Origin of the sequence: Arthrobacter livingstonensis, assembly GCF_003219815.1 — a bacterium.
GTDB classification, from domain to species: Bacteria; Actinomycetota; Actinomycetes; order Actinomycetales; family Micrococcaceae; genus Specibacter; species Specibacter livingstonensis.
The window spans coordinates 35,372-53,485 of record NZ_QJVD01000007.1; the positions used below are offsets into that span (position 1 = coordinate 35,372).

22 protein-coding genes and 1 tRNA gene are annotated in these 18,114 nt (G+C 65.7%); 8 read left to right on the plus strand and 15 right to left on the minus strand.

Annotated features, from left to right (window positions below):
* Window positions 1-9: 9 nt before the first annotated feature.
* Together CVV68_RS08120 and CVV68_RS08125 are read right to left on the minus strand one after the other, a co-directional pair.
* On the minus strand, window positions 10-219 hold the full coding sequence (locus CVV68_RS08120; RefSeq protein WP_110500501.1) for a hypothetical protein: 210 nt from the start codon (window positions 217-219) through the stop codon (window positions 10-12).
* Entirely contained in the window at window positions 210-611 is a 402-nt protein-coding gene (locus CVV68_RS08125) for a hypothetical protein (RefSeq protein WP_110500502.1), read from the minus strand. The genes CVV68_RS08120 and CVV68_RS08125 overlap by 10 nt, the downstream gene beginning before the upstream one ends.
* A 109-nt stretch (window positions 612-720) precedes the next feature.
* On the opposite strand from CVV68_RS08125, the gene CVV68_RS08130 reads away from it, so the two are divergent.
* Window positions 721-1,677, plus strand: a complete 957-nt coding sequence (locus CVV68_RS08130) for a DNA-3-methyladenine glycosylase family protein (protein ID WP_110500503.1) — start codon at window positions 721-723, stop codon at window positions 1,675-1,677.
* Window positions 1,678-1,750: 73 nt separating this feature from the next.
* Window positions 1,751-2,029 (plus strand): putative quinol monooxygenase, encoded by a 279-nt coding sequence (locus tag CVV68_RS08135; protein WP_110500504.1) that lies wholly within the window; start codon window positions 1,751-1,753, stop codon window positions 2,027-2,029.
* A gap of 179 nt (window positions 2,030-2,208) precedes the next feature.
* Here CVV68_RS08135 and CVV68_RS08140 read toward each other — a convergent pair whose 3' ends face one another.
* The 3 genes from CVV68_RS08140 to CVV68_RS08150 form a co-directional block, all read right to left on the minus strand.
* Window positions 2,209-2,598 (minus strand): thioredoxin family protein, encoded by a 390-nt coding sequence (locus tag CVV68_RS08140; protein ID WP_110500505.1) that lies wholly within the window; start codon window positions 2,596-2,598, stop codon window positions 2,209-2,211.
* 76 nt (window positions 2,599-2,674) lie between these two features.
* Window positions 2,675-3,904: an MFS transporter gene (locus CVV68_RS08145; RefSeq protein WP_245933417.1), complete on the minus strand. Its 1,230-nt coding sequence runs from the start codon at window positions 3,902-3,904 to the stop codon at window positions 2,675-2,677.
* Between the two features lie 64 nt (window positions 3,905-3,968).
* Window positions 3,969-4,400: a MarR family winged helix-turn-helix transcriptional regulator gene (locus CVV68_RS08150; RefSeq protein WP_110500506.1), complete on the minus strand. Its 432-nt coding sequence runs from the start codon at window positions 4,398-4,400 to the stop codon at window positions 3,969-3,971.
* A gap of 61 nt (window positions 4,401-4,461) precedes the next feature.
* Between CVV68_RS08150 and CVV68_RS08155 the strand changes: the two genes are divergently transcribed.
* Window positions 4,462-5,025, plus strand: coding sequence for a GNAT family N-acetyltransferase (locus CVV68_RS08155; RefSeq protein ID WP_110500507.1), 564 nt, complete (start codon window positions 4,462-4,464; stop codon window positions 5,023-5,025).
* Window positions 5,026-5,121: 96 nt separating this feature from the next.
* Complete coding sequence (locus CVV68_RS08160) at window positions 5,122-5,373, plus strand: hypothetical protein (protein ID WP_245933418.1); 252 nt, start codon at window positions 5,122-5,124, stop codon at window positions 5,371-5,373.
* 86 nt (window positions 5,374-5,459) lie between these two features.
* Here CVV68_RS08160 and CVV68_RS08165 read toward each other — a convergent pair whose 3' ends face one another.
* The 4 genes from CVV68_RS08165 to CVV68_RS08180 form a co-directional block, all read right to left on the minus strand.
* Window positions 5,460-6,083: a sunset domain-containing protein gene (locus tag CVV68_RS08165; protein WP_146238855.1), complete on the minus strand. Its 624-nt coding sequence runs from the start codon at window positions 6,081-6,083 to the stop codon at window positions 5,460-5,462.
* 65 nt (window positions 6,084-6,148) lie between these two features.
* Window positions 6,149-6,766: a hypothetical protein gene (locus CVV68_RS08170; RefSeq protein ID WP_146238856.1), complete on the minus strand. Its 618-nt coding sequence runs from the start codon at window positions 6,764-6,766 to the stop codon at window positions 6,149-6,151.
* A gap of 93 nt (window positions 6,767-6,859) precedes the next feature.
* Window positions 6,860-6,944: transfer RNA gene (locus CVV68_RS08175), tRNA-Tyr, on the minus strand.
* Between the two features lie 126 nt (window positions 6,945-7,070).
* Entirely contained in the window at window positions 7,071-7,451 is a 381-nt protein-coding gene (locus CVV68_RS08180) for a hypothetical protein (protein WP_245933419.1), read from the minus strand.
* Window positions 7,452-7,710: 259 nt separating this feature from the next.
* On the opposite strand from CVV68_RS08180, the gene CVV68_RS08185 reads away from it, so the two are divergent.
* Window positions 7,711-8,199, plus strand: a complete 489-nt coding sequence (locus tag CVV68_RS08185) for a YajQ family cyclic di-GMP-binding protein (protein ID WP_110500510.1) — start codon at window positions 7,711-7,713, stop codon at window positions 8,197-8,199.
* 113 nt (window positions 8,200-8,312) lie between these two features.
* Window positions 8,313-9,086: a VOC family protein gene (locus tag CVV68_RS08190; protein WP_211320760.1), complete on the plus strand. Its 774-nt coding sequence runs from the start codon at window positions 8,313-8,315 to the stop codon at window positions 9,084-9,086.
* A 73-nt stretch (window positions 9,087-9,159) separates the two neighbouring features.
* On the opposite strand, the gene CVV68_RS08195 is transcribed toward CVV68_RS08190, so the two are convergent.
* The 5 genes from CVV68_RS08195 to CVV68_RS08215 form a co-directional block, all read right to left on the minus strand.
* Window positions 9,160-9,837, minus strand: a complete 678-nt coding sequence (locus tag CVV68_RS08195) for a response regulator (protein WP_110500512.1) — start codon at window positions 9,835-9,837, stop codon at window positions 9,160-9,162.
* Entirely contained in the window at window positions 9,834-11,201 is a 1,368-nt protein-coding gene (locus CVV68_RS08200; protein ID WP_110500513.1) for a histidine kinase, read from the minus strand. The genes CVV68_RS08195 and CVV68_RS08200 overlap by 4 nt, the downstream gene beginning before the upstream one ends.
* Window positions 11,188-11,889, minus strand: coding sequence for a histidine phosphatase family protein (locus CVV68_RS08205; RefSeq protein WP_110500514.1), 702 nt, complete (start codon window positions 11,887-11,889; stop codon window positions 11,188-11,190). Before CVV68_RS08205 ends, CVV68_RS08200 begins: the two co-directional genes overlap by 14 nt.
* 701 nt (window positions 11,890-12,590) lie before the next feature.
* A complete protein-coding gene (gene htpX / locus CVV68_RS08210) occupies window positions 12,591-13,463 on the minus strand; it encodes a zinc metalloprotease HtpX (RefSeq protein WP_110500515.1) in 873 nt (290 codons plus the stop codon).
* 63 nt (window positions 13,464-13,526) lie between these two features.
* Window positions 13,527-14,813 carry an MFS transporter gene (locus CVV68_RS08215; protein ID WP_110500516.1) on the minus strand — a complete coding sequence of 429 codons (1,287 nt, stop codon included), beginning with the start codon at window positions 14,811-14,813 and terminating at the stop codon, window positions 13,527-13,529.
* 153 nt (window positions 14,814-14,966) lie between these two features.
* On the opposite strand from CVV68_RS08215, the gene CVV68_RS08220 reads away from it, so the two are divergent.
* Together CVV68_RS08220 and CVV68_RS08225 are read left to right on the plus strand one after the other, a co-directional pair.
* Window positions 14,967-15,728 carry a hypothetical protein gene (locus tag CVV68_RS08220; RefSeq protein ID WP_110500517.1) on the plus strand — a complete coding sequence of 254 codons (762 nt, stop codon included), beginning with the start codon at window positions 14,967-14,969 and terminating at the stop codon, window positions 15,726-15,728.
* A 102-nt stretch (window positions 15,729-15,830) separates the two neighbouring features.
* Entirely contained in the window at window positions 15,831-16,220 is a 390-nt protein-coding gene (locus tag CVV68_RS08225; RefSeq protein WP_438502621.1) for an ankyrin repeat domain-containing protein, read from the plus strand.
* A gap of 396 nt (window positions 16,221-16,616) precedes the next feature.
* Here the strand turns inward: CVV68_RS08225 and CVV68_RS08230 are convergent, their stop codons facing one another.
* The gene (locus CVV68_RS08230; RefSeq protein ID WP_110500518.1) at window positions 16,617-18,113 is read right to left on the minus strand and encodes a catalase; all 1,497 of its coding nucleotides are present in this window, start codon (window positions 18,111-18,113) and stop codon (window positions 16,617-16,619) included.
* Between the last annotated feature and the right edge of the window lies 1 nt (window position 18,114).

The window sequence follows — 18,114 nt, forward strand, 5'->3', positions numbered from 1 at the left end:
CGGCCGGGTCTACTGCGCCAGTTCCGTGACGATGGGCCCCAGCAGGCGGCGCAGCTGCCCGGGATCCCTGCGGGCGGCTTCGCTGATGAGCACGCGCCGGGGTCCGGTCCGGTGAAGCCAGAATCCCTCCACCGGCAGGATCCGGATGCCCAGACTGAAGGGTGCAGCCCGGTGGCCGAGCTCCTTTTCAATCGACGCCACCAGCTTCGTCACGGCCATGCCCTCAACCCTGAGGTGAGCCTGAAACGCTGAGTATACGCTTCGAACGCGCCGTTCGCGGCTGCCGTGGCGGCATCAAAATACTGCTCAACCATGTCCCGGAAGCCCGGCCCGCGATCCTCCAGCGAAAAGTAATCAATGGAACCGCCGCGCGGCATCTCCAAGTGGTCCGCCAGCAGCTTGGAGAACCAGGAAGTCCACTCATCAGCCAGCACAACGTCCAGGTCAGGACCGGTGACGGGAATGTGCTCGGGCACCTCCGGCACCAGCGGCGGGATGAAAAACGGTGCCGTGGCGGGCAGCTTCAGCACGTCCCGGATGTACAGGACAACTGTGAGCGGCCACGACAGGTCCTCGCCCGTCTGCCAGCTCGGCCTTCCGGCAATCTGCATCAGAATCCCCCGTTCACCTTTGCTGCACTTGGCCCCACCCTACTTGCGGGAACCCTGCGCGGCCAGCTTCCGGAGGACACCTCCCAGCCCGCCATGCGACCATGGAACCATGACCGCCACCGCCACGCACCCGGGACCTTCACTGGTGTGGGACGCCGGTGGCCCGTACGACCTCCATCAGACGCTGGGCATCATCGGCCGCGGCCCGGCCGACCGGACCGTCCGCCTCACCCCCGGCGCGGCCTGGCTGGCGTTCAACACCCCAACCGGTCCGGCCACGCTGGGCATCAGCCAGCGAGGCACCGTGCTGCATGTCCGCGCCTGGGGCCCTGGCGCCGACCATGCGCTCACAGCCGCCCCCGAACTGCTTGGCGCGCAGGACGACTGGTCTCCATTTGACGACCCCGGTTTCCATGCCACCCTCCCCCACCTTGTGCAGGAGGCGCGACGCCGGCACCCAGCCGTGCGACTGCCCGCCACCGGGCGGGTGGTTGATGCCCTTGTCCCGGCCATCCTGGAGCAGAAGGTCACCGCCCTGGAGGCCCGGCGCGGCTACGCCACGCTGGTCCGGAAATTCGGCGCCGCGGCACCGGGTGCGGGCAGCCACCCCGAAATTCCGGCAGACCTCATGGTCGCCCCACCCCCGCGCCAGTGGGCCGCCATCCCGTCGTGGGAGTGGCACAGGGCCGGCGTCGGGCCACAGCGTTCGGCAACGGTCATGCGGGTGGCCGGTTCGGCGTCGGGACTGGAACGGCTGGCAAAGCTGCCCGCAGTGGAAGCCGCCGCGAAGATGCAAAGCATTCCGGGCATCGGGGTGTGGACGGCGGCGGAGGTCACGCAGCGCACGCATGGCGACGCCGACCAGGTTGCCGTGGGCGACTACCACCTGGCCGCCCATGTGGGCTGGGCGCTGGCCGGAAGACCGGTGGACGATGCCGGCATGCTGGCGCTGCTGGAACCGTGGCGCGGGCATCGGCAGCGGGTGGTGCGCATGCTGTACCTGAGCGGCTTCCGCAAACCCAAGTTTGGGCCGCGCATGACCATCCAGGACCACCGGGGGCACTGACAGCGTCCGGGCGCGGCATTCATATTTTGGAACCGCTTCCCCCGCGGACGGCTGCATCGCCTAGGCTGGCTGCATGAGCGACGTCATCAACCTCCAGGCCACCTTTCTCCCCAACGACGGCGAATTCTTCCGCGTGAAGCTCGCACTCGACATCGCGATCGAGCAGGTCGTGGAGGAGGCCGGCTGCATTCAGTATGAAATCACGCAGGAATCCGAGGAAAAGATCGTCTTGACCGAGCAGTGGGCGTCCGAGGCAGACCTTGACAGGCACAGCAAGGGCATCGCCGTCCAGGACCTCAACGAGTCGCTGAGCGCCCTGCTGGCCGAGCCCGTCAAGCTCGACCGGCTATAAAGGTATAGCCGTTGCGGTGGGCCCACGCGCCCGAGGGCCCGCCGCGGGGACCCACAGCCGGGAGGGACCCGCTGCGAGCTTGCGAGCGGTGGGAGCTTGCGAGCGGTGGGAGCGGGTGGGGACTGCGAGTGGCGGGAGGGCGTGGGGATTATCTCCAGCCTCAGCGAAGTGTTTGTTCTTTACTCGGCGGTGTTGCCCTCTGCCGCCTCTGCCTGCGCCTTGGCGACGGCCGAGTGAACCTCGGTCATGTCCAGCTCCTTCACGGCCGAGATGACCTTGTCCAGGTCGGTGCCGCTGAGTGCGCCGGGCTGGGCGAAGACCAGGACTTTTTCGCGGAACGCCATCAGGGTCGGGATCGAGGTGATGTTCGCTTCGGCGGCGAGCTGCTGCTGTGCTTCCGTGTCAACCTTGCCGAACACGACGTCGTCGTGCTCGTTCGAGGCGGACTCGTAGGTGGGCGCAAAGCGCACGCAGGGCTGGCACCAGGAGGCCCAGAAGTCAACGAACACAATGTCGTTGCTTTCGATGGTGGTGCCAAACGATTCGGTGGTGATTTCAACTGTAGCCATGCTTCCCACGGTACGTGACCGGCGTGAAGCATGGCTACTGTTTTCGCTCTGCGCGTGAGCGGGAATACGTGCCGCGCTATACCCCCTGGGGCGCGTGGGAGGTAAGGAACCTGCGCCCGCCAAAGATGATCCCGGCGCTGACCAGCACCATGACGGCCGCAACGATGAACGTGACGGAGGCGTTGGAGTACTCGGCGATCCTGGTGGCCAGGAACGGCGCCATCGCGCCCCCCATCCAGCGCACAAAGTTGTAGCCGGCGCTGGCCACGGGGCGCGGGGAATCCGAGACCGACATGGCCATTTCCGTGAACAGCGTGTTGTTAATACCCAACAGGGCACCGGAGATCACGGTCAGCACCACGACCGCGGTAACCGAGTGGCCGGCGGCAAGCGCCAGGCCCGCCAACACCACCATCAGCCCCAGCAGTGAAGCCATCAGCGCCCGGGTCGGTCCGAAGCGGCGCTGCACGATCGGGGCCACGAAGACGGAGAACACAGCAACGGCAACGCCCCAACCAAAGAACACCGCGCCAATGCCGTAGGCGTCAAAGCCCAGGATGAACGGCACAAAGGCCAGAATGGTGAAGAAGCCGTAGTTGTAAAACAACGCGCTGCCGGCTGTGGTGCGCAGGCCCTTGTGGCCGAGCGCAAGAAGGGGATCGCGCAGGCGGGTCTTGGCAGCGGGCGCCGCGGTCTTGGGCAGGAGGATCATCACCAGGACAAATGCGATGGCCATGGCGGTCGCGGTGCCGAAGAACGGCGCCCGCCACTGCCAGCCCCCCAGCAGTGCGCCCATGAGCGGGCCGAGCGAGAGGCCCAGGCCCAACGCGGCCTCATAGAGAATGATGGCTGTGGCTGCGCCGCCGGAGGCAACTCCCACCATGACGGCCAGCGAGGTGGCCACAAACAAGGCATTGCCCAGGCCCCAGCCGGCGCGGAAGCCGACCAGTGCGTCGACGGTGTTTGACATGCCGGATAGCGCCGAGAAAGCCACGATGACCGCCAGGCCGATCAGCAGCGTTTTCTTGCCGCCAATCCTGGATGAAACATAGCCCGTGACCAGCATGGCGACGGCGGTCACCAGGAAGTAGCTGGTGAACAGCAGTGAAACCTGGCTCGGCGTAGCCTGCAGGTTCTTGGCGATGGCCGGCAGGATCGGGTCCACCAGCCCAATGCCCATGAACGCGAAGACGGCGGCAAACGCCACCGCCCACACGGCCTTGGGCTGCTTGAGCATGGACCGTTTCTCGTCGACGAGGACGTCCTCGATCTCCTTGGCAGTGTTGTCTGCCGTATTGGCCTGCACGTTTTCTCCTTCAAATATTCCAGATTGCAAGTACCACGGCGGTGTTCCCCACCCGCCGCCAGGGTCAGGACTTCAGTGCCGCATTGAGCTTGGCAATGGCCGGGATGGCGTTCGCGACGGCCAGTTGTTCCCCGGCCGAGAGAGTGCCCAAGGCAGCCGCCATATTGGCGTTGCGCCGCTTGTTGGCTTCGCCGAGCTTCTTCCGCCCCGTGGCGGTGATTCTGACCAGCACCGCGCGGGCGTCCGACTCATCGGTGATGCGCTCAACCAGTCCGGCCGCTTCGAGCTTGATGACCTGTTCAGTGGAGCTCGGCACGCGGATGCCCGCATACCGGGCAATGGCGCTGACCCGCATGGGCTGGGCGGAAATCATGTTCAATGTGCTGACCTGGCCCGTGCTGAGCTCGCCTTCGGCGTCGATTGACCGCACCAAATAGACAGCCTGGCGCAGGATGTCGCGATATCGGCTGGCCAGTTCCTCAAGGTTTTCACTCATAGTTAGACAGCCTAACAATAGGCTGCCTAACAGTCAAGTCATATGCGCCTAGGATGGGCCCATGGAATTGACCACCCAGCGTCTCGTGCTGCGCGAATACACACCGTCCGACTTTGCCGCCGTGCATGCCTTTGCCTCAGATCCGCAAACCAGCACCTTTGTCGAGTGGGGTCCCAACTCCGAACAGGACACTGGGGAGTTCCTCAAGTTTTGCGCTGCTACGGCCGCTGTGGTGCCCCGCACCGGCCACACACTCGCCATCACGCTGGCCGGAAACGTCATCGGCTCGATCGGGCTCACAGTGCAGCCCCGCACGGCGCGGCATGGCGCCGCCGAAGCTGAGCTTGGCTACACGCTCCACTCTGACGCATGGGGCCGCGGCTATGCCACCGAAGCATCCCGCGCCATCGTTGAATATGGCTTCTCGCAACTGCGCCTGGCCCGCATCACGGCCACCTGCCGTCCGGAAAACGTGGCCTCCGCCGGCGTGTTGCGCAAGCTGGGCATGGACCAGGTGGGCCATCTGAAAAACGACCGGCTCATTCGCGGCCGCTGGCTGGACACGCTGGTGTTCGCGATCGATGCCGACGGTGCTTCACCGGACGCGGACAGTGCGGTCACATAAAGTTCACAGCGCGTTAATCTTGTTCGTGCATGATGGCCATGTTGGCTACGTATAAACATGAACAGACAAGCCACACGGTCCACAACTGGAGGAATCATGACCCGACCCAGCCATCACCACCTCACCGACCAAATGCCTGAGCACCACGATCATCAGGACGTTTGGCCCGTCCTGGCCGCGAACCAGCACGTCGCACTCGTCAATGAACGTGGCTGGCGCCTTTCGGGTAAGGTGGAGACCCTGACCAACGACCGCCAGTGCCTGTGGATTCAGCTCGACGCCGGGATGGGCCGCCAGCTCATCCACCACCAGGACGGCTTCATGCTTGAAAGCGATATCCCGGCCTAGTCAGGGACGCAAATACCAACGCCCGACCCCAAGGGGATCGGGCGCTCGTGTTTAATACCGGGTTTCCGGCCCCGCAATGGGGCTGGCTAGACCTTGGACTTGCGGTAGCCGGCTTTCCGGGCGGCAGCTTCGGTGGTGAAGCAGATTTCCGGTGTCGTCTTGTTGTAAAAACGCTGGCCCACCAGGTGGTAAATCCTGCTGGGCGCGTTGCCCTTGATGGGTGCCCAGGCCGGGCAGTTCCACTTGCTGGCGGGCTTGGCCGACGTGGGCTTCGGCGCGGGAACGACCTTCACATACTTCGCCGCGCTGGCCGAGGTCTTCAGGGCGCCCTGCGCGGGCAGGCGGACGGACCATTTTCCGGAGACAGTGGCCGGAATGGACAGTGTCACTCGTCCGCCGGTATTGCTGCGGATGGTGCGCAATGCCTTGTTGGGGGCAGCGCCATCCGGATCGAAGTACACCGTTGCCGTGACGGTTCCGGTTTTGGCCCACTGTTTCCCCACAACCCTTTGCGCCTGTGCGGAAATGGTGATGGCCTTGCCCTTGGTGACAGTCGAAGGGCCGGCGGCAAAAGTGGCCACACGGCTGTTGACTGTGGCCGCGGCCTGGGCCGGCACAGCGAGCACGGGAACAAGCATGGCCGGCGCAACGACCATGACCAGGATGAGGCGGCGCAGGGCAGGCAAGCCGCCTCTGACAGATACATTCATGTACTCCCCCAAGGAGTCAGCCGAACAAGCGGCAATTTGGTTGGAGCCTTTACCGTAACCGACAGTTACTCTTCCGGGGCAATCATCGAAACAAACTCGCGGGCGTCGTCCGGGGAAATGTCCGCATGGTCCCGCAGAAGGCCGGCGGCGCCGTCGTAGTCCCCGGACAGGGCCAGCGAACGGATCTGCCCAAAAAGCTCCTCATTCAGCCGGGTGCTGGCCACTTCACGTACCTCATCCCCCCGGGACACGATGGCCCGGTAGCGATAGGCGCCCGGTGCCGGTGCCGGTGCCGCCTTGAGGATGTCCTCGACGTGCAGCGGAACCTCCGTAGCAGCGGGTTCGGGTGAAGCCTGCGGGAATTGTGCCAGTGCGGCAACAGCGGCTGCGGATTGTCCCAAGCTGGCGTTGGTGGCCTTCCGGTAGGCCTTCACGGCGTTGAGCACTTGATGGCGTGCGATGAACGAATAAACGGCCCGGTGCGCCTCCGGCGTCAACTTGGCACTGGCCTCGGCAGCCACCTCCCGCGTGGCTTGCGGCTGGCCCCTCGGGGGCTTTGCCGTGCGCGGCTGCGGGCCCGCGGCGTCCTGCAGGGCCCGGCCTTTCCGGCCCATGAACCGTGATGCCACGACCACAGCAATGATAATGACCAGCACAACAACCAGGGGCACGAGGTATTCCATGCCTTAACTGTAGTTGTCCCGCGTTTCCGGCGCGTCCGTCGCGAATGCCAAAAGCCCGGAACCCCGCAGTGCGGGGTTCCGGGCTACCGGCGATGGTGGCAGATACTGGATTCGAACCAGTGAAGGCGTTGCCAGCTGATTTACAGTCAGCCCCCTTTGGCCACTCGGGTAATCTGCCAGGCCTGCCAAGCGTAAATAATCCCGCCCGGCTTTCGCCCCCATCAAGTGGGAGCAGTAAAACAATACAAGGTATTTGACGAAGAATCGAATCCTTGCGTTTTCAACGGCGGTGCACATGGCACATTCAGATCTGCGGGCCTGCCTGGATCCTGCGGATCAGCTGTTTTTCCAGAAATGCTGCCTGCTCGGCGGTAACCTGCCGCAGGACCACGGCACGGGCCATGTCCGCCTGGACGCCGGCAATCCTTGATGGCACCGAATTAACCGGCGACGCGAGGATGGCGGCAGGATCGGTGCTGAACACCGGCCCGGACAGAACCGCCACGGCCGCCAGCGTTGCCGCTGCCATGGCCGTGCCCACGGCGGCCTTCACTCCCGGCCGGGCCTTCGCCGCAGATGCCGAGGCAGGGATCTCAGCAGCTTTTTCCGAACGGGTCCTGGCCAGCGCGCGTGGTGCGGCAGGGTCGGGGTCGGGCTCCGGCGTCGTGCTTTCGGTCCGTCTCAAAAGGTCCTCCTGGAAGTGGTGCTCTCGATGTGTACAACGATGCCGTGGCCAAATGTGATCCCGCCGCGTATCCGCTTGGAGCGAACTGTGAGCCAGAGCCCCGCCGCCCTCCCCAACCTCGCTGCTCCCCAGCGGCTCCCACCACTCGCAAGCTCGCGGCGGGGCCCTCGCCGCCGTGGGCCCACGTTTGGGCCCCTCGGGCGCTAGGCTGGGAGGCAAGTCAATTGTTTCGGGCAACACATAAGGTAGCGGAGGAATCATGGCAAGCGAGTCAACGTTCGACGTCGTCAGCAAGGTCGACAAGCAGGAGGTCGCCAATGCGCTGCACCAGGCCCAAAAGGAAGTTGTCCAGCGCTACGACTTCAAGGGCGTGGGTGCGGAGATTGACTTCAGCGGCGAGAAAATCCTGCTCAAGGCAAACTCCGAGGAGCGCGTCATGGCGATCATGGACGTCTTTGAATCGAAGCTGATCAAGCGGGGCATCTCCCTGAAGTCCCTGGACGCCGGGGAGCCCTTCGCTTCCGGCAAGGAGTACCGCCTCGAGGCCGAGATCGTGGAAGGAATCGCCCAGGACGTGGCCAAGAAAATCAACAAGCTCATCCGTGACGAGGGCCCCAAGGGCGTCAAGTCCACCATCCAGGGCGACGAACTGCGCGTGAGCTCCAAGAGCCGCGACGACCTGCAGTCCGTCATGGCGATGCTGCGCAAGTTTGAGGACGCAGACCTGCAGTTCGTGAATATGCGGTAAACACCCGTAAATTCACAGCCCACGGGTACCCTCCAGCACTTGTGGGGCGGCCCCCGCGGGCATAGGCTCGTGGCTTGTCTTGATCTTCCACTTCACTTTGGTAAGGAGCAGCCATGACTGGAATTCCTGCGGGAGCACCATGCTGGATCGACCTGATGACCTCGGATCCGGCCAAGGCCAAGGAGTTTTACACGGCGTTGTTTGGTTGGACGTATGAGACCGGCGATGTGGAAAAGTACGGCGGCTACACCATGGCGTTCAAGGACGGGAAGTCCGTGGCCGGCCTGATGCAAAGCGACCAGAACGACGCCGGGTACCCGGACATGTGGTCCACCTACCTTCGCGTTGAGGACATTGACGCCACGGTAGCCGCCGCCACCGCAGCGGGCGGCGTCACCTACCTGGCGCCCATGGACGTCCCGGAGCAGGGCAAGATGGCCATGCTGGGCGATCCCGGCGGCGCGTCCGTGGGCGTATGGGAATTTGGCGGGCACACAGGCTTCCAGGCGCACGCCGTCAGCGGCGCGGCCAACTGGCATGAGCTCTGGACCAAGGACTACCCCGCCGCACTCAAGTTCTACCAGGACGTCTTTGGCTGGAAGACATCCGTCATGAGCGACACCCCGGAGTTCAAATACTCCACGCTGGGCGAAGGCCCGGATGCCACAGCGGGCATCATGGACGCCACCGGCGACCTCCCCGAGCAGGCCCCCTCCAACTGGCTGGTCTACTTCCAGGTGGACGACGCCGATGGGGCCGTCGCAACGGCCCTGTCCCTGGGTGCCACCGTCATTCAGGCGGCAGAAGACACCCCGTTTGGCCGCTTGGCGGGGCTGACCGACCCCACCGGTGCCATGTTCAAGATCATGCAGCCGCCTGCGCAGTAGGCCGCTGGCTTATGCGTTTACGCAGCAGGGGCGGCGGCATCTTTCGTTCGGCCCGCACCGGGACGAGCGGAAATCAGGCGCACGGCTCCACGAGCCCGGTGTCGTAGGCAAGCACCACCATCTGCACCCGGTCCCGCAGGTCCAGCTTGGCCAGGATCTTGCTCACATGCGTCTTGACGGTCTGCTGGGCGATAAAGAGCGCAGCGGCGATCTCGTGGTTTGACAGTCCGCGGCCCACCAGCGTCATGACTTCCAACTCGCGCTCCGTCAGCCCGTCAAGGCGGTCCCGGGACAAATGGGGCCGGGCCGTGGACTGCGCAAACTGTTCAATGAGCCGCTTGGTCACCGACGGCGCCAGCAGGGCCTCGCCGCCAGCCACAATGCGCACGGCGGCCACCAGCTCGTCGGCGAGCGCGTCCTTGAACAGGAAGCCGCTGGCACCAATCTTCAGGGCGTCGTAGACATAGTCGTCCACGTCAAAGGTGGTCAGCATCAGCACGTGGACGCCCTGGCCCTGACCGTCTCCACCAGCCTGCGACAGAATGTGCCGGGCGGCTTCCAGACCATCCATCACGGGCATGCGAACGTCCATCAGCACCACGTCCGGACAGTTTGCAGCGGCCAGCTCCACGGCGACGGCGCCGTTCTCCGCCTGCCCCACCACCTCGATGTCCGCTTGGGCTCCCAACAGTGCCGCGAACCCTTGGCGGACCATGGCCTGGTCATCCACCACCAGCACTCGAATGGTCATTGTCCGATCCTTCCGTTCTGTGTTTTGCCGTCGGCGGTTTTGCCGCCGACCGCTGTGCTTCCGGCCGCTGTGCCGGCGGCACCCTTGCCGACGCTGATCAGCGGCAGTGCGGCCACCACGGAGAAGCCTCCGTCCGGCGTCGGCGCACAAAAGACGGAGCCTCCCACAATGGTGGCCCGTTCCCGCATCCCGATCAGGCCCTGGCCCACGTGCGAGCCGCGGTCCAATTGGGCCATGACAGCGCCTATGGCCGAGGGCGAGTTGACCACCGACACTTCAAGGCGACCCGTTACGGTGCTAAAGCTAATCTCCACGGTGGCGCCGGGCGCGTGGCGGATGACATTGCTAAGGGCTTCCTGCACAATCCGGTAGGCGGTCAGTGCTATCACCTCGCCCACCCCGTCAAGGTCGACGTCGGAGAGGTCCGGGTCGTTGACCGTGACCCCTGCGGTGCGGGCGGAGGCCAGCATCCCGGGCAGGTCGGCAAAGCCCGGCTGCGGGGCCGTCGCCCGGCCTTCTCCCGAACTTCGCAGCGACCCGAGCATGCTGCGCATCTCCGTCATCGCCCGCCGGGAATTGTCGGCAATGTCGTCAAATTCCTGCTTGAGCTCCTCGCTAAGCCCTGCGTGCCGGTAGGCCGCCGTAGTCGCTTGGACCACCACCACGGACATGCCGTGCGCCACCACATCGTGAAGTTCGCGGGCAATGCGTGTGCGTTCCTCGGCGAGCCGACGGCGGGACTGCTCCTCCGCACTGACCGTGCGCTCGGCGGCCAGCTCAGCGCGCAGGTGCTGCCACTGCTGGGCCACGACGGCGGCCACCATCAGCCCCCCGGACACTGCGGCGAAGACCACCACGTTGATCTGGGCGCCCTGGGTCTGTCCGTGCGGCATGGTCAGGTAATTGGCCATCACGCCCACCCCCACGCTCAGCAGCCACCCCGCAGCCGGCACCATCCAGTGGCTGCGCAGCCCGGCCACACAAATCACCAGCACCTGTGTCACCATGGCCACCACGCTGAACGGCATGGGGGCCCCGCCCACGGGGTTGGACACCAGTGGCATGACAACCATGGGCACCAGCGACACCAGCACTCCGGCCACCGGGCGGGCCGCAGTCAGCCCCAGCGAGGCAGTGTGCAGGATTGCCATGCCCAAGCCAAAGGGCAGCACCATTTGGTACAAGCTCATGTTCAGCGGCGCCCCGACGGCCAGCAGCGCGATGCACATGGCAGCGGTCCCCAGCCACACCCAGCTGATCCGCTTCAGCCGCCACAGATTGGCGGTGCTGAACGGCGCCGGGCTGGCAGCCGGAGCCGTCGCCGCGGTCCCGTCCTGCCCCGCCCCGCGCTTAACTTTCGGCATTGTCGGCGGCGGTTGCGCCCGCGTCCAGCTCCGCCGTCGGGCCGTCAAAATCCGTGCCGCCCAGGCCACCGGCCGGGGTGCCGTGCCATTGTCGGACCTCCCAGCCCCCAGGTGCGCTGCCCCGGCCGGGCTCTCCTTCGAGCGTGACGATTCCGGTGTTGGAGAGCTCGTGGTATTTAGTGTCCGACCAGTCAATGTTGGTGCCCCTGTGCCCGGCCCAAAAGCGGATCATCGCACCGTGGCTGACCATGGCGACGGCGCCGTTTCCATCCTTGGCGGCGGCCTCCTCGACCACGGCGTCAAAGCGTTCCAGCACGTCCAGGCCGGTGTCGGCGCCGGGCATCCGGGCGGAAAGGTCTCCGGCCAGCCATGCCTTGACTGTTTCCAGGTACGCCATGACCGAGTCGGCGTCCCCCTTCATTTCCAGGGAGCCGGCGCTGATCTCCCGCAGGCCGTCGCGGACCACCGGTTCCAGTGCACGGTCCCTGGCGAGGGGTGCCGCGGTGAGGGCGGTGCGCGTGAGGTTGGAAACGTACAGCTGGCCGATCCTCTCTTCGCGCAACGCCGCGGGGACCGCTGACGCCTGTTGCCCGCCGAGTGTTGTCAGCCCGGGCCCGGGAATGGACGTGTCCAGCAGGCTCAAGACATTGTTGGGGGTCTGCCCGTGTCGAATTAAAATCAATCGCATACCCCCATTCTGTCCTACGAGACTGGGCATCCGGTGGTTCGGGGCAGCCCGGCGGACATGCCGCACCCCTCCTCCGTGTCCAGGTTTCCGGTCGTGGCCGGTTTGGCAGAGCCCCTTGCCCCATCCGGTGAGGGGCATTTCACCACACGGCCCTTGCACCGCCGGGCGTGCGACTGGTCCGCCGGACAGAGAAAAGACAGCTCCTGCGGGTGCGCCGTGCCCCGGGGGCATTAAAAAGACAGCACCTGCGGGTCATAAGGCCGCTAACCCGCAGGTACTGTCTTTTGAATGGGGCGTCCGCCGCAACACCCGCAGGAGCTGTCTTTTGAACAACACTCGCGCGTGCTGTGTTTTGAACAACCCGTAGCACCGCCGCCGGGTGGCCCGGCATACCCCTTCGTCGGTGTCATACCCCATCAACGTTTCGATTGCCGGGGTGAGAAGCCACTTCAACGATTTCAACGGCTGCGGGAATTGCCAGGCGTTCAGCTGCCGAGCGCGCGGCCGGACGTTCAGCTGCCGAGCGCGCGGCCGGACGTTCAGCTGCCGAGCGCGCGGCCGGACGTTCAGCTGCCGAGCGCGCGGCCGGACGTTCAGCTGCCGAGCGCGCGGCCGGACGTTCAGCTGCCGAGCGCGCGGCCGGACGTTCAGCTGCCGAGCGCGCGGCCGGCCGTTCAGCTGCCGAGCGCGCGGCCGGACGTTCAGCTGCCGAGCGCGCGGCCGGCCATCTTTTCCAGCCGGTCAACGCGGTCGGCCATGGGCGGGTGTGTTGAGAACAGCTTGCGGGCCCCGCCGTTGCGGAACGGGTTCGCGATCATCAGGTGGCTGGCGTTGACCAGGTTTTGCTCCTCCGGCAGCGGCGACTGCTGGACGCCCAGTTCAAGCTTGCGGAGCGCCGAAGCCAGGGCCAGCGGGTCATCGGTCAGGCGCGAACCGTCCTCGTCGGCGTCGTATTCGCGGGTTCGGCTGATGGCCAGTTGGATCATGGATGCGGCCATCGGGGCCAGCAGCGCCATGGCGATCATGGCCAGCGGGTTCGCGTTCCGGCGGTCGCCTCCGCCAAAGAACATCATCATCTGCGCCACGGAGGTAATGACACCGGCCACGGCGGCCGCCACCGAGGACGTCAGGATGTCCCTGTTGTACACGTGCATGAGTTCGTGGCCCAGCACGCCGCGCAGCTCGCGTTCATCCAGGAGGTTCAGGATGCCCTCGGTGCAGCACACCGCGGCGTTCTTGGGGTTGCGCCCGGTGGCGAAGGCGTTGGGCGCCGGCGTGGGCGACACAAAAATGGCCGGCATGGGCTGGTTGGCCTTGACGGAGAGCTCGCGCACAATGCGGTAGATGCCCGGCGCCTGGGCCTCCGTGACGGGATAGGCCTGCATGGACCGGATGGCGATCTTGCCGCTGTTCCAGTAGCCGTAGGCCGTGGTGCCCACGCCGATCAGGGCAAAGATCCACAGCGGTGCCGAACTGCCGGTGCCGCCGGCAATCAGCGCACCGATGCCAAGCAGGACTGCCCAGAGCACTCCGAATAGTGCGGTGGTCTTCAGTCCGTTGAAATGGCTTCGCACGGAACGTCCTTCCCATAGTTCGTCATCCCGTTAAACGAACCCGGGGTCGCGCTTGTTCCCGTTTCAGGGCTCCGGGTGGCGGGCGTCATAGCGGATGAAGCCACGCTGCCACGCGGCAAGCCCCCACACCGCGGCAACGCAGAGCAGCCCGCCGGCAACGGCGGCCCACCCCTCGCCGAGCCACTGGCCCGTGGAGCCGGAAAAGACGTCACCCATGCGCGGACCACCGGTCACCACCACCACAAAGATGCCCTGCAGCCGGCCGCGCAGGTGGTCGGGGGTGGCGGACTGCAGGATCGTGGAGCGGAACACCGAGCTGACGGAGTCCGCGACGCCGGCCACCACCAGGGCCGCAACCGCACCGACAATCCACGGTGACACGCCGCCGTCGTCCGTGTGGTGTCCGCCGGCCAGCACGGCACCTCCCAACGCCGCGATTGCCGCGCCCCAGACCGTGATCGACCAGACAACGGCCAGGCCCTGGCGCCGGACACCGCCAAGTGGGCCGGAAAACACTGCGGCCAGGAAGGAACCGGCCGCGATGGACGCCAGCAGCACCCCGGCCGTCTGCTGCCCGCCGCCCAGCCACACCGCACCAATGGCCGGCAGGAGCGCGCGGGGCAGGGCAAACACCATGGCGCACATGTCCACCAGGAACGTCATGCGCAGATTGGGTCGCGTGCCCAGGAACGCGAAGCCCTCCAGCACGGACTTGAACCCGGCGCGCTGCACAATGCCGCCAACACCTGCCAGCGGCGGCAGCGGCGGCAGCCTGAACAGCGCCCACAGAGACGCCGTAAATGTCAGCACGTCCACCGTGTAGGTCCAGCCGTACCCCACATTGGCCACCAGGATGCCCGCCATCAGTGGCCCGATGGTGGTGCCCAGTCCCATGACGATCATGCTCAGCGCATTGGCCGCCGGCAGCAGTTCCAGCCGGACCAGCCGCGGCACAATGGCGCTGCGGGCCGAACCGTTCACGCCGGCAGCCGCGGACTGGACGGCGATCAGCCCGTAGAGGATCCATACATTGCCCAGCCCCAGCCAGGCCTGCAGCGCGATGGCGATGGTCACCAGCCACAGCACCGTGGAGGAGATCAATGCCACCGTCCTGCGGTCGTGCGCATCGGCGATGGAACCGCCGTACAGCCCGGCAAACACCAGCGGGAGCAGCGCCACCAGGCCAAGCATGCCCACGGCCAGGGTGGAGCCGGTGAGATCGTACACTTCCAGGCTGACGGCAACCACCGTCAGCTGCGTGCCGATCGAGGAGAGCCCGTTGCCCAGCCAGAGCCGCCGGAACGCGGGGCTTTCCTTCAACGGGGTCAGGTCGGCAAGGAGTTTTGGCACGGCTTTAGCCTAGTCGGGCCGGCGCATCCCCTCGGCTATGCTGACAATTGCATCCATGGGTGCCAGGCCCACGGGAAGGGGATTGAGTTGGCTCCGATTCGTACACACCTCTATTCGTCAACGTTCTGGAGCGCCAGGCGGCCCAGGTTTCCGTTGACTGAGGGCCATTTTGTGCTCCGCCTCAACGACCCGGCCATTGCCTTTTGCGACGCCTCGGCCGCGGACCTGCTGCATTGCTACGGCCGTCTGCGCCGCGCGCTCGTTTCGATCAAGGGAGCCGTGGGCGCGCAGCTCTACCTTGCCCTTACCTGGCAGCCGGTGGGCGACGCCGTGGGCGAACCCGTGGCGGAGACGTCAACCCCCACCGTCCACGCCTTTTTCCAGTGGCCCGGAAGCACGACGGCGGCCGCCCCCCTGCGCCTGCCCGCCCACCAACGCGTGGCTGCCGTGGGCACCGAAGAAGTGGATGCGCTGCTGCGGCAATGGCTCGCCGAGGGTGCGCCGCTCGCGCCGGCCTCGGATGCTCCCACGGCCGCCGCGGGAGCCGCCCGGCCAAACGGCGCCTTGTCGGGCGTGCCTCGCCTCGATGAGGCAGCTTCGTTTCACGTTGAGCCGGCGCGTGCCCGCCCGGGTAAGCAGTTCACGACCGGCCATTGGACCGCAAGCCCGGTCCTTGCCGCCCCGTCACTGGATGAGCTCGGCCCCGGCGCCCTTCTTGAACTGGCGGGCACCGTGGAGGCCCTGCTGTCCCACGGGAACCCGCCCATGTCCGGTGCCACCGTCTGGGCCACCGACCCCTGGACTCGCGATTCCTGCTCCGCACCGTTCATCCATATCTTTGGCCGCCTGCATTCGGACGCCCGCCACCTGGTGGCCGACTTCGTGACCGGGGGCGGCCTGGAGCTGCCGGGTTGAGACTGTGACTCGGCCTGCCGCCGGGCAGGCCTGGGCCCGCCGCCCGGGCAGGTCCGGGCCCGGCGCCACCATTCCTGCGTCATGGTCGCCTACCCTTGAGGAGTGACTAACGAATCCTCCCTCAATGAAGAGCAGACAGCACAGGCCATCGCCCTCGCCATGGACCTGGCCCGCGACGGCCATACCACGGAACTGACCGAATTTCTGGACCACGGGCTCGCCGTGGACGTCCAGGATCAGGACGGCAACACACTGCTGATGCTCGCCGCATACAAGGGCCGGGCGGGGACCGTGTCCATGCTGCTGGCCCGCGGGGCCAACGCGGACATCCGCAATGGCCGCGACCAAACCCCGCTTGCCGGCGCCCTGTTCAAGGGTGAGGACGACGTGGCGGCCCTGCTGGTCGCTGCTGGCGCCGATCTTGACGCCGGCACCCCCACCGCGCGCGCCGCCGCTGCCATGTTTGGCCGCGAACACCTGCTCGGCGGCTAAGCCACCGGGCGGATCCGCAATGCCTGACATTATGCGCATTCCACACAAACGGGTGGAACGCATAAGTTCAGGGTAGTTTTTTTATGCGCACGGCAAGGGTTCGGCGCCCGCGCAGCTTGTCCACTGGCGCAGTGCCAGCACCCTGGCGATGCGCATAGGGAAAGTGAAGTTCCGGTTTGCGCTCAACCCAGGTGCAAGTGCAGCCCATAACGGCAGCACCGCCGGGGCAGCCGCTTTGACTTGCGATGGCGACACTGGCTTCTTGCTGTCAAGATTGGGGCGCCGCCGTCGTCCTCGCCACTCTCGCAAGCTTGGCTGGGCGTCCTCGGAAGCGGAGGCCAAACAAAAACTGCCCGGAACCAGCCATGAAGGCTGGTTCCGGGCAGTCAGTATTTGCTAGACGGCGTCCGAGTTGACGTCGACGTCAGAGAGCTTCCCCGTCTTCAGGGCTTCGATGGCCTTGCGCACACCTTCACCGTAGGCCGGATCGGCCTGGGTGCAGTTGTAGATGTGGCGCTCGATGGTGGCCTCGGAGGCCCCGTCGATCGCGCGTGCGGTGTTCTCGAAGAGCACCTGGCGCTGCTCCTGAGTCATCTTCTCGCGGAACAGGATGCCGGGCTGCTCAAAGTAGTTGGCATCGTCTTCGCGGTAGTTGAAACGGTCGGCAACGGCGCCAACGGCCTGTGCCGGATCGGCATAGGCAGGCTGCTCGGGCCAGCGGCCGTAGGAGTTCGGCTCGATGCCGGGGGTGCGGCCCTGATTGCCGTCAACGCGCCCCTGGCCGTCACGGTGGTACGTGTTGGACGGGTTCTTCGGAGCGTTCACCGGGATCTGGTGGTGGTTCACACCGAGGCGGTAGCGCTGGGCGTCGCCGTAGGAGAACAGGCGGCCCTGGAGCATGCGGTCCGGAGAGAAGCTGATGCCCGGCACTACGTTGGCCGGCGCGAATGCCGCCTGCTCGACGTCGGCATGGTAGTTCTCAGGGTTGCGGTTCAGTTCCCATTCGCCAACCTCGATCAGCGGGTAGTCCTCCTTGGACCAGACCTTGGTGAGGTCAAAGGGGTGGTACTTGTAGCTGTCCGCGTCGGCCTCGGGCATGATCTGAACCATGAGCTTCCACTTCGGGAAGTCGCCGTTCTCGATCGAATCGAAGAGATCACGCTGGTGTGACTCGCGGTCGGAGCCCACCAGTGCGCCGGCTTCTTCGTCGGTCAGGTTCTTGATGCCTTGCTGCGTGCGGTGGTGGAACTTGACCCAAAACCGCTCGCCGTCGGCGTTGATCAGGCTGAAGGTGTGCGAGCCGAAGCCGTGCATGTGGCGGTAGCTGGCCGGGATGCCGCGGTCGGACATGACGATCGTGACCTGGTGCAGGGACTCCGGGAGGTGGGTCCAGAAATCCCAGTTGTTCTCGGCGCTGCGCAGGTTGGTGCGCGGGTCACGCTTGACGGCGCGGTTGAGGTCGGGGAACTTCAGCGGGTCGCGGAAGAAGAACACGGGCGTGTTGTTGCCCACGAGGTCCCAGTTACCTTCATCGGTGTAGAACTTCAGCGAGAAACCGCGGATGTCGCGCTCGGCGTCGGCAGCGCCGCGTTCCCCGGCGACGGTGGAGAAGCGGGCAAACATTTCCGTCTTCTTGCCAACCTCGGAGAAGATCTTCGCCTTGGAGTACTTGGAGATGTCATTGGTGACCGTGAAGGTGCCGAAAGCTCCGGAGCCCTTGGCGTGCATCCGCCGCTCGGGGATGACCTCTCGGCTAAAATGGGCCAGCTTCTCCAGGAACCAAACGTCCTGCAACAGCATGGGACCGCGCGGTCCGGCCGTGAGGCTGTCCTGGTTGTTGGCGACAGGCGCGCCTGCGGCCGTGGTCAGCGGCGAGGTGTTCTCGATAGTCATC

Coding starts and splice junctions, on each gene's coding strand:
- CVV68_RS08130 (WP_110500503.1), top strand. CDS start 721: ATGACCGCCACCGCCACGCACCCGGGACCTTCACTGGTGTGGGACGCC.
- CVV68_RS08155 (WP_110500507.1), top strand. CDS start 4,462: ATGGAATTGACCACCCAGCGTCTCGTGCTGCGCGAATACACACCGTCC.
- CVV68_RS08165 (WP_146238855.1), bottom strand. CDS start 6,083: ATGAATGTATCTGTCAGAGGCGGCTTGCCTGCCCTGCGCCGCCTCATC.
- CVV68_RS08170 (WP_146238856.1), bottom strand. CDS start 6,766: ATGGAATACCTCGTGCCCCTGGTTGTTGTGCTGGTCATTATCATTGCT.
- CVV68_RS08230 (WP_110500518.1), bottom strand. CDS start 18,113: ATGACTATCGAGAACACCTCGCCGCTGACCACGGCCGCAGGCGCGCCT.
- CVV68_RS08160 (WP_245933418.1), top strand. CDS start 5,122: ATGACCCGACCCAGCCATCACCACCTCACCGACCAAATGCCTGAGCAC.
- CVV68_RS08190 (WP_211320760.1), top strand. CDS start 8,313: ATGACTGGAATTCCTGCGGGAGCACCATGCTGGATCGACCTGATGACC.
- CVV68_RS08150 (WP_110500506.1), bottom strand. CDS start 4,400: ATGAGTGAAAACCTTGAGGAACTGGCCAGCCGATATCGCGACATCCTG.
- CVV68_RS08135 (WP_110500504.1), top strand. CDS start 1,751: ATGAGCGACGTCATCAACCTCCAGGCCACCTTTCTCCCCAACGACGGC.
- CVV68_RS08185 (WP_110500510.1), top strand. CDS start 7,711: ATGGCAAGCGAGTCAACGTTCGACGTCGTCAGCAAGGTCGACAAGCAG.
- CVV68_RS08200 (WP_110500513.1), bottom strand. CDS start 11,201: ATGCCGAAAGTTAAGCGCGGGGCGGGGCAGGACGGGACCGCGGCGACG.
- CVV68_RS08120 (WP_110500501.1), bottom strand. CDS start 219: ATGGCCGTGACGAAGCTGGTGGCGTCGATTGAAAAGGAGCTCGGCCAC.
- CVV68_RS08125 (WP_110500502.1), bottom strand. CDS start 611: ATGCAGATTGCCGGAAGGCCGAGCTGGCAGACGGGCGAGGACCTGTCG.
- CVV68_RS08140 (WP_110500505.1), bottom strand. CDS start 2,598: ATGGCTACAGTTGAAATCACCACCGAATCGTTTGGCACCACCATCGAA.
- CVV68_RS08195 (WP_110500512.1), bottom strand. CDS start 9,837: ATGACCATTCGAGTGCTGGTGGTGGATGACCAGGCCATGGTCCGCCAA.
- CVV68_RS08205 (WP_110500514.1), bottom strand. CDS start 11,889: ATGCGATTGATTTTAATTCGACACGGGCAGACCCCCAACAATGTCTTG.